Here is an 18,235-nt window from a genome sequence, read left to right as displayed (position 1 = left end):
CCAAATAAACCATATATTGCAAAAAGGAGGCTGACTTACTATGCAAACTTCATGGAACGGCTTTACCCCGGGAAACTGGACACAGGAAATTGATGTCCGGGACTTTATTCAGCGCAACTACACCCCCTATGAGGGGGATGATTCCTTCCTTGAGGGTCCCTCCCCAGCCACAGAACAGCTCTGGAGACAGGTCATGGATTTGTCGGAAAAGGAACGAAAGGCCGGAGGCGTACTGGACATGGATACACAAATCATTTCCACTATTACCTCCCACGGACCGGGATATCTGGACAAAGAAAAAGAAACCATTGTAGGGTTTCAGACAGACAAGCCCTTTAAACGGGCGCTTCAGCCTTACGGGGGAATCCGGATGGCACAGAAGGCCTGCCAGGACAATGGATATCAGGTAGATCCGGAGATTTCAGAATTTTTCACCAAGCACAGAAAGACACACAATGCGGGGGTATTTGACGCTTACACGCCTGAGATGCGCGCCTGCCGCTCTTCTCATATCATCACAGGACTGCCGGATGCCTATGGCAGAGGGCGGATCATCGGAGACTACCGGAGAGTTGCCCTGTACGGAACCCAAAGACTCATTGAAGATAAAAAGGATCAGTGGAACAGCACCCGGACCGTCATGTATTCCCAGGTCATCCGGGAGCGGGAGGAGCTGATGGAGCAGGTGCGGGCTCTCGAAGAGCTGGAAGAACTGGGGCATATCTACGGTTTTGATATTTCCCGGCCGGCAGAGAACCTTCAGGAGGCCATCCAGTGGCTGTACTTCGGCTACCTGGCAGCTGTCAAAGAGCAAAACGGAGCCGCCATGTCTCTGGGACGCACTTCAACCTTCCTGGATATCTACGCAGAGCGGGATTTGCAGTCAGGGACCTTTACAGAGTGCCAAATTCAGGAGTTTGTAGATCATTTTATTATGAAACTGCGTCTGATAAAATTCGCACGCACGCCGGAGTACAATGCTCTGTTCTCCGGAGACCCCACCTGGGTGACAGAGTCCATCGGCGGGGTAGGGATTGACGGCCGCCCCCTGGTAACAAAGATGTCTTTCCGCTTTCTCCACACCCTCTCCAACCTGGGAACCTCGCCGGAGCCTAATCTCACCGTGCTGTGGTCTGTGCGTCTGCCGGAAAACTTTAAGAGATTCTGTGCAAAAACTTCCATTGAGTCTTCCTCTATTCAGTACGAAAATGACGATCTGATGCGGGTGACCCACGGGGATGACTATGCCATTGCCTGCTGTGTCTCTTCCATGCGTATCGGCAAAGAAATGCAGTTTTTCGGCGCCAGAGCGAATCTGGCCAAATGCCTTCTGTATGCAATCAACGGGGGCGTGGATGAAGTTACAGGGAAACAAGTAGGTCCCAGATACCGCCCCATCACTTCTGAGTATCTCAGCTATGAGGAAGTAATGGAACGCTATGATGATATGATGAAATGGCTGGCGGGAGTCTATGTGAATACCCTCAACATTATCCACTATATGCACGATAAATACAGTTATGAAAGACTGCAGATGGCGCTTCACGATAAAGAGGTAACCCGCTGGTTCGCAACAGGCATTGCCGGCCTGTCTGTGGTGGCAGACTCTCTGTCGGCCATAAAGTATGCCAGAGTAAAAGCCGTCCGAAACGAACAGGGATTAGCCGTGGATTATCAGGTAGAAGGGGATTTTCCAAAATACGGGAATGATGACGACCGGGTAGACAGTATCGCAGGCCAGCTGGTGCGCAAATTTATGAAGTATATCAAGGGAAACCATACCTACCGTGACAGTATTCCAACCACTTCCATCCTGACCATTACTTCTAATGTGGTTTATGGAAAAGCCACTGGGTCCACCCCTGACGGAAGGAAAGCCGGCCAGCCCTTCGCTCCCGGAGCCAACCCTATGCACGGCAGAGACGCCCGGGGAGCAGTCTCCTCTCTGTCGTCCGTATCCAAGCTGCCCTTTATGGATGCCCAGGACGGCATATCCAATACCTTTACCGTAATACCGGGTGCCCTGGGCAAGGATGACAAAGTGTTCGCGGGAGATCTGGATCTGCAGCTGGACTGTCTGGACAGCGCCTGCCGGATTCCAAATCTGGAGGAGGGACTGGATATTGACCTGAAACAGCTGGATGAGGATCTGAAAAACACAAACGGAACTATATAAGAAAAAAATTACTGGAGGATTATAAATTATGAAAGCAAGTACACAGCAAATCGACAATCTTGTCACTCTGTTAGACGGATATGCAGAAAAAGGAGGACATCACCTGAACGTCAATGTGCTGGACAGGGAGATGCTTCTGGATGCCCAGAAACACCCGGAACTCTATCCCCAGCTCACTGTCCGGGTATCGGGATATGCGGTTAATTTTATTAAGCTGACCAAAGAACAGCAGGACGACGTCATCTCCCGCACCTTCCACGAGGGCATATGACCGGGTATATCCACTCACTGGAAACCTTCGGCTCCATGGACGGCCCGGGCATCCGGCTGGTAATCTTTTTTCAGGGCTGTCCTCTGCGGTGCCTGTACTGCCATAATCCCGATACCTGGGCAGTAAAAAAAGGAACCCGTATGAGCGCTGAGGAAATTCTGGATATTTATGAGAAGAATATGTCTTTCTATAAAAAGGGAGGCATCACTGCCACCGGGGGAGAACCCATGCTGCAGCTGGATTTTCTCACAGAACTCTTTGCCGCGGCAAAAAAAAGAGGCATCCACACTTGTCTGGATACCTCCGGAATCACTTATCCCAGGGAGGGCAGTTCCTCTGCCTCCAAAAAAATTGACCAATTGCTTGCGGCTACGGATCTGGTCCTTCTTGACCTCAAACAGATAGACGACGCATCCCACCAGGCCCTGACCGGCCGTTCCAACCAGCCTGTGCTGCACTTCCTCAGGCATCTGGATGAAAAAAAGATACCTGTATGGATCCGTCATGTGCTGGTGCCCGGGATCACCGATTCCCCCTCCCAGCTCTGCGCCCTGGGCTATGCCATTGGGGAATATTCCTGTGTACAGGCCCTGGATGTGCTTCCCTATCACTCTATGGGGAAGGCAAAATACGAGGCTTTACAAATCCCTTACCCTCTCGGGGATACCAGAGAGGCCACAAAGGAAGAGGCAGAGAAGGCCAGGATTCTGATTCTTGCCGGGATGAAAAAAAGAAGGAAGCTTTAGATCCCGGCAAGCTTCTTTGCCCAGTACTTCTCTTACTCATACCAGCTTCTTTTTCTTTACAAAAATCCCTATTCCCATCAGCATAACTGCAGAAACGGCGAAACTCCATACACAGGCGGCTGCAGTGTCCTTATCAAGAGGAGCGTCAGCTTCCGCCGTCCCCCGCTCAGCGGCAGCGGCATCTGCGCCGTTTTCTTCCAGGAGCATAATTCCGTATCCATCTTCTGTAACCTGGACATTATCCTCCTTCCAGTCCAATGAGTACTCTTCGCTGGCCGGCGTGTTCCCGCCATTTTCACCGTTTGTGCTTCCGCCGGAAGGCGTCTCCTCATTTTGGGCCCCGCTCTGAGACTTCCAAGGCTCTCCCGCATCTGCTCCAGGTTCTTCTTCCGGGATCTCTTTGTCTTCCTGCAGCGGGACAGGCTGTTCCCCCGGATTAGGTGCATCTTCCCCTTCCGGCTGATTTTCAAGCTCCTCTGAGGTCTGATACTCTATCCTGGGAATCCCATCCAGGGCTCCTTCTCCTATGGTTACTACCGTATCTGGGATGACCAGTTCTTTTACCGTCTCTGCCCTGGAAAAAGCTTCTGCCTCAATCTCTGCCACAGGCTTTCCTCCCAGAGCCGCCGGTATGACAACCCTGCTCTCTTCCCCAAAGTATTCTTTTACAGAGGCATAAGTCCCCCGATCCTGATAAATAAAATATCCTTCGCTGTAGTCTGTCTGTGCATACACATTCCCTGCAGACAGTCCCCCAAGAAGAACTCCCAGCAGCAGTGCTGCCCATATTTTGTTTTGCCTGATTGATTTCATATTCCGTCCTCAATTTCCCGGGCCGGGCAGACGCACCCAGAGTGTCTGCCCGGCCCTCTCTTCTGTCTAGTTTTCCAAGTACACGTTTTGTGCTGTATTGCTGTATACGGTGTGCTGATTCCCATCTCTGTCCGTGTAAATCAGGTAGGCCCTGCAGTAGCATCTCACTCCTGGCTTCGCATTTCGAAGGGCCAGTGTAAAGATGCCGTCAGGGGACGTAAAGCCCGCCTGATATCTGCTCAGCCTTTCATTTTCCAGAACCAGTTCGTCCTCTCCGGCCTGGGTGCCGTCTGTGGTATATACAAACCCAAGTTCCAAAAGTCTGGAGTCTTCCGGCACAGTTCTGACCGAGGTAAAGGATAGTTTTCTGGTTCCATCCTCCTCATAGGCCTTTGTGTCCGACAGGAGAAGCACTGGCCGCTCCTCGATAAAGATATTAGTGGCAATATTGCTGTAAATCACCTTATCCAGACCGTTTTCATCCCTGCAGACTACATAGCTTCTGCAGTAATAGGTGATACCAGGGATTACATTGTTCACAACCAGGCGATACGTTCCCTGGCTGCCCTGTGCACCGGTTAACTCCTCTGCAGCACCGCACCCCTTAACCATTGTCTCTTCTTTTGCAAACGCGTCGTCTGTGGTGTAAAGCATTCCCTGAGAGAGGAAGGTATATCCATCCGGAAGATCCCGGATAACTGTAAAGTCCATCTTTCTGACTTTATTCTCCAGGAAGGTGCTGGTGCCGGTAACGGCAAGTACCGGGGATTCCTCCGTGCTTACCTGGCTGTCCGCGTAAACAGGGTGCAGACTGATATCCCCGGTCAGGATAAAGGTATATTCCCGGCGGTAACTGTGAATGAAGCCTCTTTCATCCTCCCAGTGGGAGAATTTCTTTCCTTCTTCCGGCTCTGCCGCTTCTGCGGTGATACGGGTTCCTTCCGGGTATGCCCCGTGTGCATCCGGCCCGCTGGAAGCATCGGTTATGTTTGCCTGCGCAAGGGTCACCAGATAAGCGGCTTTATTCTCTTCATATTCAGGTTTAACTTCTATCAAATGGCTTCCCCCCGCAATGGCCCGGCGGATCTCGTCGGCTGTCATACTCCAGCCCTTAAAGGTATATCCCAGACGGGAAGGTCCCGGCGGCAGCAGGATACTGCTCTTTTCTGTACACTCCAGGCTCTCAATGACCTGGCCGTAGTATCCCAAAAACAGTACCGTTGCCCTGGCTGTATCCAGCGTGGTATAGACTGCATACAGAGCCATGCCCTGGCCCAAAGTCACGGTGCACTTGGGGCTGCGGCTTACAATCTGTCCATTTCCGTATGCCCAGTAGGCGAAATTACCTCTGGTATTCTCTGCCTCCAACAGAAGCGTTTCCCCGGTATTTCCCTCGCCGGTATAGACACCGTCTTTATACTCTTCTTCTGTGAGCTTTCTCCCGTTGACAGTAAAGGGATACTCACTGTGTATCACTACTTTCCTTTTCTCCGCCTGACGGAACCGGGCCGTATATCTAATCTCACCGGCCGCACAGGTGAACGCATAGGTTCCTGCCTCTGTGACGGGCTGTCCGTCCCGGTACCATCCCAGGAACTCCCAGCCGGCTAGAGGAGCTGCCGATATGGTCACTTCTTCGCCCGCCTGATAATACCCCCCGCCGGTAAGCTGTCCGCTGTTTGCAGGTTCACAGGTCACCACCACTCTTCCTTTTTCCTTTTCCTTGAATCTTGCTTCATACGTGCCGGATTCCTGCACCTGTACCTGATACTCTGCGGTCTGTGCTACCAGGCTGTTCTTGTAATACCAGCCCAGGAATTCATAGCCATTGTCCGGTACGGCCTTCAGTACTGCCGTCTCTCCGGCCAGGTATTCTCCGGTTCCCTCCGCTGTGCCTCCCGCTGAGGCGGCTGCTGTGATCTGTACCGGATAGTTTACCTTCAGGCTTTTGGGAACAGAGGTAAGGTATCTTCCTTCATTGCTTCCCATTCTTCTCAGGACCAGATAGGTACCCTCCTTCGGCGCCTCCAGTCTGAGGCCCGCCGTATAGGTGAAGGTTCCGCAGTTCGTCCAGTCGTATTCCTCGGTCTGATCGGTCAGGAGATACTGGTAGGCTCCCCCTGTGAGACCCTGGAAGGTGTAAGCTCCGTTTTTGTAAGAGCAGGTAATCTCGTCTGTGATATATGGCGCAGAAGGAATAGCCCTTTTTGTAATATTGCCCGCCGGTGCTTCGCTGGATGCCTTTTTTCTCACCCAGAGCATCTGTCCGGTCTCCTTTGGTATAAATGGAATTGCCTGACCGTTTGCCTCTGTCCACTGAACCCCATCCCAGGAATATTCATAATCCTTCCCGAAAGCTTCTGCCGTGCAGCAGCCCTCATAATTAATAGATACCGCAGGTGCCTCAGGCACCTCCATAGACTGGTAGGTTGTGTTAAACAGTATATCCCGGCAATATAAAACCCTGGATTCTTTTGCCCAATAGTATTCATTCAGGGACTTGTAGGATGCCCCCGCCTCGCTGTTGATATTACTTAGCACCTCCTCTGTCTTATTTTCCGAAATTGAAGTAATATAAGCCTTTTCTCCCAGCAGTCTCATCTTAATCAGATACTTCATAGACCTGAGTGCGGATAAATTGTCAAAGCTGTTCAAAGATTCCTGACACTTATCCCTGAATGCCTTCGTCAGCGCCCCTGCATATCTGAGTTTCTGAAGATTTTCAACATTGGCTTCCCAGGCAAACAGATACTCCAGCCCGCCGTATATTGCTGTGACAATTGCCTTGATGGCAAGAACCACAGGTCCTGTAACTAAAAATTTTGCTTTAATAAAGGCGCTCACCGCCAGTTCCAGTGCCGTACCGCTCATATTAACGGCTGTGCTTTTGATAAATGCTGCAGTCTGTTCTGCCTTGGCGTCAAATTCATCTGATATTTTCTTCTTTAACGTCTTTGCCTCTTTAACTACCAGTTCATCCATTCCCTGGGCATTGATCACCGTATCCAGAATAAACATGGCTTCTTCCTTGTTCTGGTTAATCTTTACAAGGGTATTAGTGAACTCGCAGGAGTAGATCCATCCGTCCGCGGCGTCACCCAGCAAATCAATGGCGGTTCCTATATATTTTAATTCTTTAGACATGGCTTCCCGCTGTGCTTTTTCGATTACGCGTGTAGACTGAAAAAGGGAGTTCAGAGCTGCCGCTGACCCTGCTGTTGCTATCATAGTCACCAGGCGGCTGGTAAATGTATCGGTTCCCCCCAGTTCCAGACTTTTGGCTATTTTCCGGATACTGCCCTCATCCCCGGACAGGATATCCAGATTTGAAATAATCTTAAGCGCCTCGCTCTCTGGTATCTCCAGCTTTTCTCCCAAATCCGCCGGGTCTTTCAAATATCCTTTGAGCACTCCTATGATACCCTTTGCCATATCCAGGTATTTTTTCTGTGCGCTGAGATCCACAGCTTCGTCAAAGGACTCATCTGCCAGCAGCTGAACGATGTAAGAGTCTATCACCTTTTTCTTGTCCTCATCTGTAAATACCCGGAAGTCCATTTTAAACAATACATTTGAGGATCTGTAGAGAAATTCGCCTGCATTTTTCCAGAAATCTTTCTCATCGTAGATAGACTGCATGAAGTAATAGAAATTCGTATTATAGATATCCATAATGAATTCCTTTTCCCCTGCATTGCTGTTCCAGCGTTCATTGACTTTTTGATCCGGACTGCTCATATCAAACAAATTCATCTGAATGAAAGAAATCTCTACCGGTATGGACAGCTCGGTCAGAGTCTCTGCAATAGCCGACTGGATATAAGCGGGATCCTCCTCCTGAATTGCCCCGTAGGCAACATACCGTTTCATATAGGTTTCTCCGGCATGGAGTGTTTCCAGCTCCTTGTCAGGATCGAGTATCTGGGAATACTCTGTGCTGCTATTGCTTAGCGTGGCATTCAATGCCATAACAGAGACATCTCTGCCCTCCAGTTCATCCTCCTCCTTGCCTTCTTCGTATTTATAGCTTTTAATGATCTCCCCCATAACATCAATGGTGGGCAGGTAGTAATCTATCTGGCCGTTGTTTGACAGGCCCAGATCAAAGTACATGGCCCCGTTGCTGATGTCTTTGTTGATCACAGCTTTCATGGATAAACCGGACAGGCCGTATACCGTAATTGGTTCCTCTGACACGAGTCTGGCCTGTACGGGCGCCTGGAACATGTCAAGTACAGAGCTGTAATCTGCAGATATTTCATATTTTCCTTCCTGATCTCCCCGCAGCACCCAGCTCAGGGTCTTCTCCGCCTGTCCGGGAAGTTCCGGGAAGTTCACCAGTGAGGAAGAGCTTCTGTCCATGGCGTCAACAACGGTAAGCCCTTCGGGTACATTCAGCTGTACCTGATTGGAGGAAAGGTTAAATTCTTTGGATGCATGATTGAGGATATGAAGCTTAACATCAAAAAATTCTTTCAGGCAGGACGCCTCCACAGGAACATCCATCAGAGCAATGATTACATTGTCATCGCCTCCGAATCCTCCTATAAAGCCTCCGCCGGTTCCGCTGCCGCCCCCTGCGTCAGGCCGGGCAGGAACGACATTTGCCGTAATCTGCCGGTCTCCCTCTTCCGTATCTACGATAGTGGTTCCCCCTCCGAATATCTCGCTGCCGTTGGTTATCAGTTCCATATCCAGGGGCTTGCTGCCGTAGGTAAGGTGAATATTTACTTTTACTACATGCTGGTTTTCCGGTTTGCTTACATCAATTCCGGCAGCACGTATCTCATCCAGAGTCATCCGGTTAATTTCAAAGTTTCCTGTGACAATAGGCTCATGCACCATAGTCAGCGTCACTTCCGCAGTGGTATTGGCCCGGACCACAACTGTCTTTTTTACCGGAAGATACCCGTCTTTATAGGTTCCCACCGCATAAGAGGCGGCGGATGCTGCAAACGTAACATAACCCTCCGTGTCCGTATATTTTACGTTTTCTGCCGTGCGGTCCAGATCAAAATATACCGGTACACCAGAGAGGGCATTTCCCGCGTTATCCTGAACCTTTGCCCTTACAGTCCCCAGAAGCTTTGGCTGGGTTACCCGAACAGATTTGGCCAGTGTATCTGTGTTTCCTTTGCTGTCTGTCACCTTCAGTGTTACGGTATACGTTCCCTCCGCAGAATACCTGTGTACTGTTTTTGCACCGGTGCCTGCCGTCCCGTCGCCGTAATCAATGCTGATGTCTGCAATCTCCAGATCAGCAGCGGAACCGCTGGCATCGTAAATGTACTCTACCCCTACCTCCTGCTGCAGGTCGCAGATCAGATCTCCCCGCACCTGGGGGTCTGCTTTCAGCCATACGCTGTCCGTCTCTCTGGACGCGGCATTTCCATACCGATCTGTGGCTTCTACTTTATAATAGTAGGTATTATTTTTCTCCGCCCCGTAGTCGCTGTAGCTGTATTCCTCTGCCTCCCTCCTGCTTCTCTGGCTGATGAGCTGATACTCCCCTTTGCCGTCCTTCCGGTAAATCCGGTATCCCGCCAAATCTTCTTCCTGGCCTCCGGTCCAGGCAAGGGTGATTTTTTCACTGTCTGCGGATACATTAATTTTTTCCATTGTGGGCGGAGTCTTATCCACCGTATAGGAGTAAATCTCTGACTCTGTCTGATTATCCCCGGCGTCCTGTGCCACAGCCTTTAGCCGGATGGAATCTTCCTCCTGCAAACTGCTGATTGGCAGATCCGCGGTCAGCTGCTTATAATAACCGTCGATATCCCCGGCTGTCTTCAGAGTTCTCCAGGAAGTCTCCTCATTTACCTGATACAGGATTTCCAGAGCCTTTAATTTGTAATTATCACTTGCCAAAACACTTACGGTGCAGGCCGAGGGACCTAAGACAGCCCCGTCTGCCGGATACACACTCTGAATCTCAGGCGGATCCGTGTCCTCGGCCATTGAGGCAGTCAGTTCCTCTCCGTATGCACTTTTATTGCCTGCATAGTCCCTTGCCTGAAGCCTGTACCGGTATTCCACCCCTGTCTTTGCCGTGCGGTCTATATAATTCAGAGCATACAGCTTCTCTGCCAGGAGCTGATATTCACCGTCTCTCCCCTCTGCCCGGTAGAGAAGATAATCGTCCAGATCCTGCTCTTCTCCCATATTCCAGCGAAGTTCTATATAACCTGCGTCAGAGTGAGCCGCAAGGCCTTCCGGTGCTTTTGGCGGTGTATGATCTACGATATACTGTACATACGGTGCTTCCATGGTGGCATCGCCGGTATTTCCGGCTTTGTCCGCCGCCACCCCTCTCACATACAGACTGCCTTCTTCTGCCTCCCGGACATTTAGCTGAAAGGCAGCTGTTTCTTCCTGCTTATCTCCGCTGAAGTCTAATTCAGTCACAGTTTTCCAATTATAAATATCCGTGGATGTCTGTATTTCTACAGAGGCCACACCGGAATCGTCCCATACTGTGAGACGCAGCGGTATCTCATCCCGATAGTATCCGGGCTTCGGGTCTATGGAGGTAATGACAGGAGCTATGCTGTCACTCTGTGTTGCCGCAGTGATTTCTTCTGATGAAATACCCCGGTTTCCCTGGAGGTCATAGGCGGTCACACGATAGGTGTAAGAACTCTCCGGCTTCAGTCCGGTAATATTTACGCCCAGTGTACGGTACTCATCGCACACCGTCTCATAGCTTCCGTCCTCCAGCTTTCTTTCCACACGGAAAAAACTGAAATCCTGGTCCGCCACATCTTTCCATTTCAGAGTGACGGTGGTTGCGGTACTCTCATACTCCAGACCTGTCACCTGTTCCGGTCCCCGGTTGTCAATCTTGTATGTGTAGATAAGGCCGTCGCTTATATTTCCCGCCGCATCCTTTGCCAGACCTTTTACCTGCACTGCCCCGTCTTCATACTGGGCGGTATCCAGCCGATACCTGCAGAACTCCGCCTGATTTTTTTCCAGAAGCGTCCAGTTTGCCCCCTCATCTTCTGACAATAAAATCTGGGTTTCTGTCACTGCCACATTATCTTCCGCCTGGACATAAAGTTCAGCCGTGCCGCCGATGATTTTGCCGTTGGCAGGCAGCAGCTTAACCACTCTCGGCAGCTCTTTGTCGGATTGTGCCACAGCTGCCGCCGTGTCGGACGGAGGGCTTTCCAGCCCCATATCATTGACGCCCACAATATAATAGTAATACTTTATGTTCTGCTCTGCAGTTGTATCTGTCCAGGTAAGGGTGTCCCTGCCGTATATCTTTTTATATAAGGTGTAGGCCCCGTCTTCCTGGCTTCTTCTGTAAATATAATATTGCTTCGTATCAATCTCATGGGCAATGCTCCAGGAGAGAATGATCCTGTTCGTATCCCCCACTGCGGCCAGGCTGGAGATTTTATCCGGCGCCTTGTTGTCGCAGAGTATACTCTGGGTTACCGTTCCCTCTTTCCCGTCAATATCGGTCAGGCGGAAGCCTACGGTATACATACCGTCTTCTATGCCGTCCAGATCCCAGTTTACTTTGTAGACTGCGGTACTTCCCTCCAAGGTGTCAGGGGCTGTCAGTGCCCCGCCGATGGATATCTCCCGTCCTTGTTCATCCAGATAATAAAACTGTCCCGTCGTTTCTTTTCCATCCAGCGCTCCCAGGTTTCCCGTGTCCTCCGCTCTGGCATACAGCGTATTCTTTGCCCTGCTTACTTTGTTTAATATATGATCGGTGGTAATTTTTACCGGCGCAGGGGCTTTCGGAGTAACCATAAGAGCCGCCATCTTTGTAGTTCTTTTATCTGCCGTATAGCCGCAGATATAATAGGTAACCGGTTTTCCTGGGGTAAGACCTGTATCTGTAAAGCTGTAGGAAGTAAGATCCGCCACCGGCGCATCCATCTGATCCCGGTAGATATAATATCCCTCAATCAGATCGCCGGCACAGGGATTCCAGGTGAGATGTACGGTATTGCTGTATACATTCGCCGCCCGGAAATTGCCCGGTGGCAGGTTCAGGGTATCGGAGGACAGCTCCACATTTTCAGGAAGATAAGGACCGTATGCGGTGCGATACGCCTCCAGAGACTCTCCAAGCACGTAAATATTGGTGAGCGAGGTCATTTGGCCGGTAAAAATGTCTGTCTGTCCATTCAGATCCGGAGGCAGACTGCTCAAAAAGGTTACTGTGCGGATACCCGTACATCCGTAGAAGCTGTTTCCGCCGGAATGATTCATGATTTGAACGTTTTTTCCAACCGTCAGACTGGTGAAATTCTCGTCTCCCAAAAAGGCATAGCTGTATATTTCCTTCACTTTATCCGGAATAATCAATTCCCCTGAAAGACTGCTGCAGTTGGCAAAAACACTCTGACGAATGACTGTCAGATTCCCGGATAGCCGCAGAGTGCCGTCCAGTCCTGAGCACCCGCTGAAAGCAGCGTCCTCCAGCGTTGTCAGACTGTCCGGAAGGTACAGATCTCCTTTCAGACCTGTACAGTTCTCAAAAGCATTCCGGCCGATTTTTTCTATCCCGCTGCCCAGGCGCAGTCCGGAAAGGGAACTGCAGGACTGGAAGGCATATAAATCAATTGCAGCGACACTGTCCGGGATTGCCAGGACACCGCTAAGTGCCGAACAGTTCTGGAACGCCGACTCGCCGATCCCGGTAAGCTTGTCCGGCAGCTTTAACGGGCCGACTAGCTGTGTACAGTTTTTGAAAGCATTCTTCTCTATTTTTTGGAGAGATCGGGGGAAGTTTACCCTCTTGGTTTCCTGATTATTCCGGAAGGCTTCTCTCCCTATTGCAGTGATTCCTTCCGGAATGTTTACTTCCTCGTCCGTGCCGCAGTAGGCGATTAGCTCCGTATCCTTTATCACGAAATCGCCGCTGCCCTCTTCTGTCATACGGACACTGTCAGGAAGTGCGGTTGCATAAGTAGCATCTGTATACGCCCTGTAGGTTCCTCTGGGTATGAGGATACGTGCCAGCGAAGGAAGTCCCCGGAAGGCACCGTATGTATTGTACAGATCAGGCGGGGTATCGCCCAGGAAACGTATCTGTTCCAACTTATTGCAGCCGCTGAAACAACTGTCATCAACTCTATTGTAGATCGTAGCAACGCCTCTGCCTATGGTAACTGCTGTAATATTGGACAGGCCATAGAATGCATGGTTTCCTATGGTGGTTACGCTGTCGGGAATGGTAATCTCCCCTTCCAGGCCCGCACAATATGCAAAACAGAGATAAGGAATCATGGTTAATTTCTCCGAAAGACGAAGGCTTGTAAAGCTCTGGCAGCTGGAAAATGCCTCGCTGTCCAGAAGTGTAATGCTGTCCGGGAGATAGAGTTCCCCCGCCATGCTCCGGCAGCCACGGAAGGCACAGGCGGCAACAGCCTCCACCCCGTCTTCCAGGGTAAGGCCTGTAAGGCTGCTGCAGCCATCGAAGGTACTGTATTCCACTCTCTTTAAAGTCCCGGGAATGGTAAGATTTCCGGTCATACCCGTACACTGGTAGAAAGCATAACTTCCGATCTGTTCTATTTCCGGAGGAAGCGTCACACCCGTTATGTTCCCGCACTCTGCAAAAGCGTAGGTGCAGATAGTTTTAAGACCTTCCGGAAGCACCAGCCTCTGAGTCAAATTTCTGCACTGGTAAAAAGCGTAGTCCCCGATCTCCGCAAGGCCGCTGCCGAATGTGACTTCTTTCAGACTGCCGCAGCTGCGGAAGGCGTTTACGCCGATTTTTTCCACGGTGTCAGGCAGGCTTATCTTTGTCACAGAAGTGTTATTCAGAAAGGCTCCCGTTCCTATCTCTGTGATCCCTTCAGGCACCTGTACTTCCTCTGCACTGCCGGCATAATGAACCAGCACGGTGCCGTCTGTGATAAAGTCATCTGCACCTTCCTCACGAATTACCACTCCCTCCGGAAGGTAATCCCCGTAGGCTGCCGCGTATACGCCGTAAGATCCGCCGGGTACCTGCAGTATCTTAAGCGCCGGCAGCTGCCGGAACATTTCTGTATTGTATCTCAGCTCAGGAGGGGTGGTGCCTTTAAAAATCATCCGTTCCAGGGACGTGCAGTTCAGGAAGCTGTTGTTATCGTATATATTTACGTATCCGCCAAGCAGTGTCACCTTAGCGCCTATGACCACGCTTGTAACCTTTTCGAGTCCTGCAAATGCTGTGTATCCCAGGTATGTGACTTTATCCGGTATGACAAGCTCTCCTTCTATTCCTGTGCAGCCCCGGAATGCACTATTAGTAACAGATTCCAGGTTTTCAGACAATTTCAGCCCTGTTAATCCGCTGCAGCCTGAAAAAGCCTCGTCCCCAAGGTAGGTAATACTGTCAGGAAAGCGCAGCGTACCAGACAGCCCGGTACAGCCTGAAAATGCCCCATTCTGAATACTCTTCATGCCGTCCGGCAGCGACAGGCCTGTCAGGCCCTGACAATCGGCAAAGCTGTAGTTGGAGATCCATGTTAATGATTCCGGTATCCTAAGCTCTCCGGCAATGTTTCTGCAGTACCAGAAGCTGCCCGTACCTACCTTTGTAAGTCCTGCGGAAAGCGTAAGACCTGTGAGACTGGTACATTGGAAAAATGCATAGTCTCCGATTTCTTCGACCGTATCAGGGAGCACCAGTTCCTGATTCAGACCGCTGCAATTGTAGAAGGCATAGCCCCCTATGTCCCGAAGGCCAGAGTTTAGCTCGATTTTTTGAAGGCTTGCGCAATTGCTGAACGCATTTGCCCGGATAGTTTTCAAATTTGCAGAGAAATTAATTTCTCTGAGTTCTGCGCAGTTTTTAAACGCATTATTGCTGATAGTCACTACAGAGTCAGGCATATGTACTTTCTGAACAGACCCATTGTTCAAAAATGCCCCTGTTCCTATCTCTGTAACGCCGCCGGGAATCTGTACTTCTGTTCCTGTTCCGCTGTAACTCACCAGCACCTGATCCCGGATCAGGAACTCATCTGCCCCCTCTTCTAAAAGTGTTATCTGATCCGTCAGAAAGGAATTGTACACCTGCATATATATCTGATACGTTCCGGCCGGAACCCTGATTTTCTTCAGGCTCTGCAGATTCCGGAACGTGGAGGTGCCATTTGAAAGGTTAGGAGGTTCGGTACCGAGAAACTTTATTTCTTCCAGCGAGGAGCAGCCCTCGAAGCTTGTATCTCCATAATAGCTGCCTGCATTGAGTTCTTCCACGCTGGCGCCGATTACGGCAGAGGTCAGATGCTGCATTCCCCAGAAGGCATAGTATTCCACTGTGACAACGCTGTCAGGGATAATTAGCTGCCCCTCTACGCCTGAACACCCGTAAAAAGTATAATATCTCACCGTTGTTAAGTTTTCTGAAAGTGTGAGGCCGGTAAATCCCGAGCAATTGTAGAATGCACTTTGCCCGATTTCTGTGACGCTGTCCGGAATTATCAGCCTTCCTGTCAGGCCATGACACCCGGCAAATGCATTGCTTTGTATAGTCTTAACCGTCCCAGGTATCGTCAGGCTTCCGCTCAGTCCGGAGCAGTTGTAAAACGCGTCGCTCCCAATCGTCTCCAGTCCGTTGGGAAGACTGAGGCCGCCTGTCAGACCTGTACAATTTTCAAATGCGGATATTCCTATCTCTGAGAGGCCTTCCGGCAGTTCCAGTCCGCTGAGTTTCACGCATCCGGAGAATGCATAGTCCCCGATTTTTGTAACTCCCTGAGGCAGTTCCAGCTTTTGAGCCAGGCTGCTGCAGTTTCGGAATGCACTATTTTTGATTTCCTGTATGCCGTTGCCCAGCCGGATACTTTTCAGCTGCCCGCACTCTTTAAAGGCGCTTTCTCCAATCACCTGTACGCTGTCCGGCAATATCACCTGTTCAACCTTTGTGCGGTTGTAGAATGCACTGGTTCCGATAGAGGTAACCCCTTCCGGCACCTGCACTGCAGAATCCTCCCCAAAGTAGGCTATCAGTCTGTTTTCATCTATTACAAAGTCCTCTGCCCCAGCTTCTTTGGGATAAATGCCTTCTGGAAGGCCATCCCCGAAGACAGCTATATAGCTTTCATAGGATCCCTGGGGAATAATAAGGTGTTTCAGACTGGTCAGTCCCGAAAAGGCATCCCCCACAGCACCGAAGTACGGGGCCGCAGCGCCCAAAAATGTTATAGTTTCAAGGGAAATACAGCCGTAAAACAGAGAAATGTCGCTGTATCCGCCGCTGTTCAGATACGCAGCATTTTCCCCTATCACAACGCCGGTAAGTTTGCTCATACCTTTAAAAGCAGCATATTCAACCGTAGTTACCGTGTCGGGAATGATCAGTTCTCCCTGGAATCCTGAACAGTTCTCAAAAGCCTGTCTGCCGATTCTCTCAAGCATCCCCGGTAAGAAAATATTCTCAATGCCGCTGCAGTCCATAAAGCTTTTCGCTTCTATGGCAGTCAGAGTATCCGGAAGGCGCAGAGTGCCCGTGATGCCGCTGCAGCCGAGGAAAGCCTCGGTTCCAATGGATGCGATTCCCTCTTCCAAAACCAGAGCTTCTATGCCGGAGCACCAGGAAAAAGCCCCTGCCCCAATGGTTGCCACCGAAGACGGAACCGTGAAACTGCCTTCTATATTGCCGCAGTTCTGAAACGCACAGATCCCTATGGACTGCAGGCCCTGATTCAACTCCAGAGAAGTCAGCCCGCTGCAGCCGTCGAATGCGTAATCTCCAATTTTCTGAAGAGAATCCGGGAAGATTACCTTCTTAACTGCGGCGTTATTCTGAAATACATAGGGAGCAATTTCTGTAATTCCTTCCGGAATCCGCACCTGGCTCTCTGTTCCTGTATACCTGGTGAGCACAGTTCCGTCTATCTGAAAATCCTCTGCTCCGGTTTCTGAGAGCACAGTCTTCTCAGGCAGGTAGGATCCGTAGGCATTTCGATACGTATCATAAAAGCCCAGGGGTACTTTCAGAGCAGTAAGGCTTTCCAGATTCTGAAAAATATCCGGATTTTCTGAAACATCCGGCGGAGCCTCTCCCAGAAACTGAAGCTCGGCCAGCTGGGTGCAGCCTGCAAACGCATTTTTACCTATAGAACTGAGCTGCGCAGGAAGTACTATTTTTTTCACTGATGTATTATTCCTGAACGCGCCGGCACCGATGGCGGTAATCCCGTCAGGAACCCGGACCGCCTCTTCCTCTCCCACATACCCGATGAGCACGCCCTCATTGTCAGAGAGAAAAGGTGAACTTGACTCTGTAAAGATCCTGGCCGAATCCGGCACGTAATTCTGGTAGGCCAGATTATAAGCCTTATAACTCTCTGCGGGGACCCAGATTCGATTCAGAGACGTCATATCAGAAAACGTTTCTATCAATCCTCCCAGATCAGGAGGGACCGAAGATCTAAACTTTATAAATTCCGCTCCGGTACACCCATCGAAGGTTCCGGCCTGGAAGCTGGGTCCCGCCACATTAATCTGCTCAACCGAAGCACCGACATAAAACCCGGAAATTCCGGACATCCCATAGAATGTCTTACTCTCCAGCTGCTTTACCTGATCCGGGATGTCAAGCTCCCCGGAGAATCCGCTGCAGCCGTAGAACACACCGGACTCCAGTGTTTTCAAAGTATCCGGAAGCTTCAAAGTCCCGGAAAGTCCGGTGCAGTCCCGGAAGGCAGCCTCCCCAATCTTTTCCAAGTTTTCAGGCAGCACAAGTTCTCCGGTAAGGCCGGTACACCCATAAAACGCATAGCCCTCGATTGTCTTTACTCCATTTCCCAGAGACAGACTGGTCAGACTTGTACATTCATTAAACGCGTCCACGCCAATATATTCCACACTGTCCGGAACTATAAGCTCTCCCTCCAGGTTCCGGCATTTTCTGAAAGCGCCGTTTCCAATTTTCTTCAGCGTAGCAGGAAAAGAGACATGGACAATGCTCTCCATCTCCGAAAACGCATAGAGACCAATCTCCGTCACCGGAATGCCGTCAATCTCCTCCGGAATAACAATCTCGCTGGAAGTTCCGGTATAACCGGTAATCGTACCATTGTCAAAAACAAAATCCTGGAATTCCCGAGGTTCTGCCGTCTCCCCGGGATTAGTTTCCGCTTCCCCGCTACTGTACTCTGTGGAAGATTCCAACTGGGATGCATAGATCATGCCCGGAGAATCCACCAGCATTGTCAAAGCCAGCAATAACGCAATAAATCGTTTTTTCATCTGTTTCTCCTCCTG

5 protein-coding genes are annotated in these 18,235 nt (G+C 50.4%); 3 read left to right on the top strand and 2 right to left on the bottom strand.

Going from position 1 to position 18,235, the window contains the following annotated elements; genetic code table 11:
* Positions 1-40: 40 nt before the first annotated feature.
* From pflB to pflA, 3 genes are read left to right on the top strand one after another with little or no spacing between them, the layout of a single operon-like run.
* Positions 41-2,176 carry a formate C-acetyltransferase gene (pflB, locus tag BUA56_RS14355; RefSeq protein ID WP_072852947.1) on the top strand — a complete coding sequence of 712 codons (2,136 nt, stop codon included), beginning with the start codon at positions 41-43 and terminating at the stop codon, positions 2,174-2,176.
* A 28-nt stretch (positions 2,177-2,204) separates the two neighbouring features.
* Complete coding sequence (gene grcA3, locus BUA56_RS14350; protein WP_072852945.1) at positions 2,205-2,447, top strand: autonomous glycyl radical cofactor GrcA3; 243 nt, start codon at positions 2,205-2,207, stop codon at positions 2,445-2,447.
* Entirely contained in the window at positions 2,444-3,193 is a 750-nt protein-coding gene (pflA, locus tag BUA56_RS14345) for a pyruvate formate-lyase-activating protein (RefSeq protein WP_072852943.1), read from the top strand. Before grcA3 ends, pflA begins: the two co-directional genes overlap by 4 nt.
* 36 nt (positions 3,194-3,229) lie before the next feature.
* On the opposite strand, the gene BUA56_RS14340 is transcribed toward pflA, so the two are convergent.
* On the bottom strand, positions 3,230-4,006 hold the full coding sequence (locus BUA56_RS14340) for a hypothetical protein (protein WP_072852941.1): 777 nt from the start codon (positions 4,004-4,006) through the stop codon (positions 3,230-3,232).
* Between the two features lie 66 nt (positions 4,007-4,072).
* On the bottom strand, positions 4,073-18,220 hold the full coding sequence (locus tag BUA56_RS14335) for a leucine-rich repeat protein (RefSeq protein WP_072852939.1): 14,148 nt from the start codon (positions 18,218-18,220) through the stop codon (positions 4,073-4,075).
* Positions 18,221-18,235 lie beyond the last annotated feature (15 nt).

Source organism: Lactonifactor longoviformis DSM 17459, from assembly GCF_900129135.1.
Taxonomy (GTDB): Bacteria; Bacillota; Clostridia; order Lachnospirales; family Lachnospiraceae; genus Lactonifactor; species Lactonifactor longoviformis.
The sequence above is the reverse complement of the archived record's forward strand: the minus strand, read 5'-3'. Positions and strand labels throughout refer to the sequence as shown.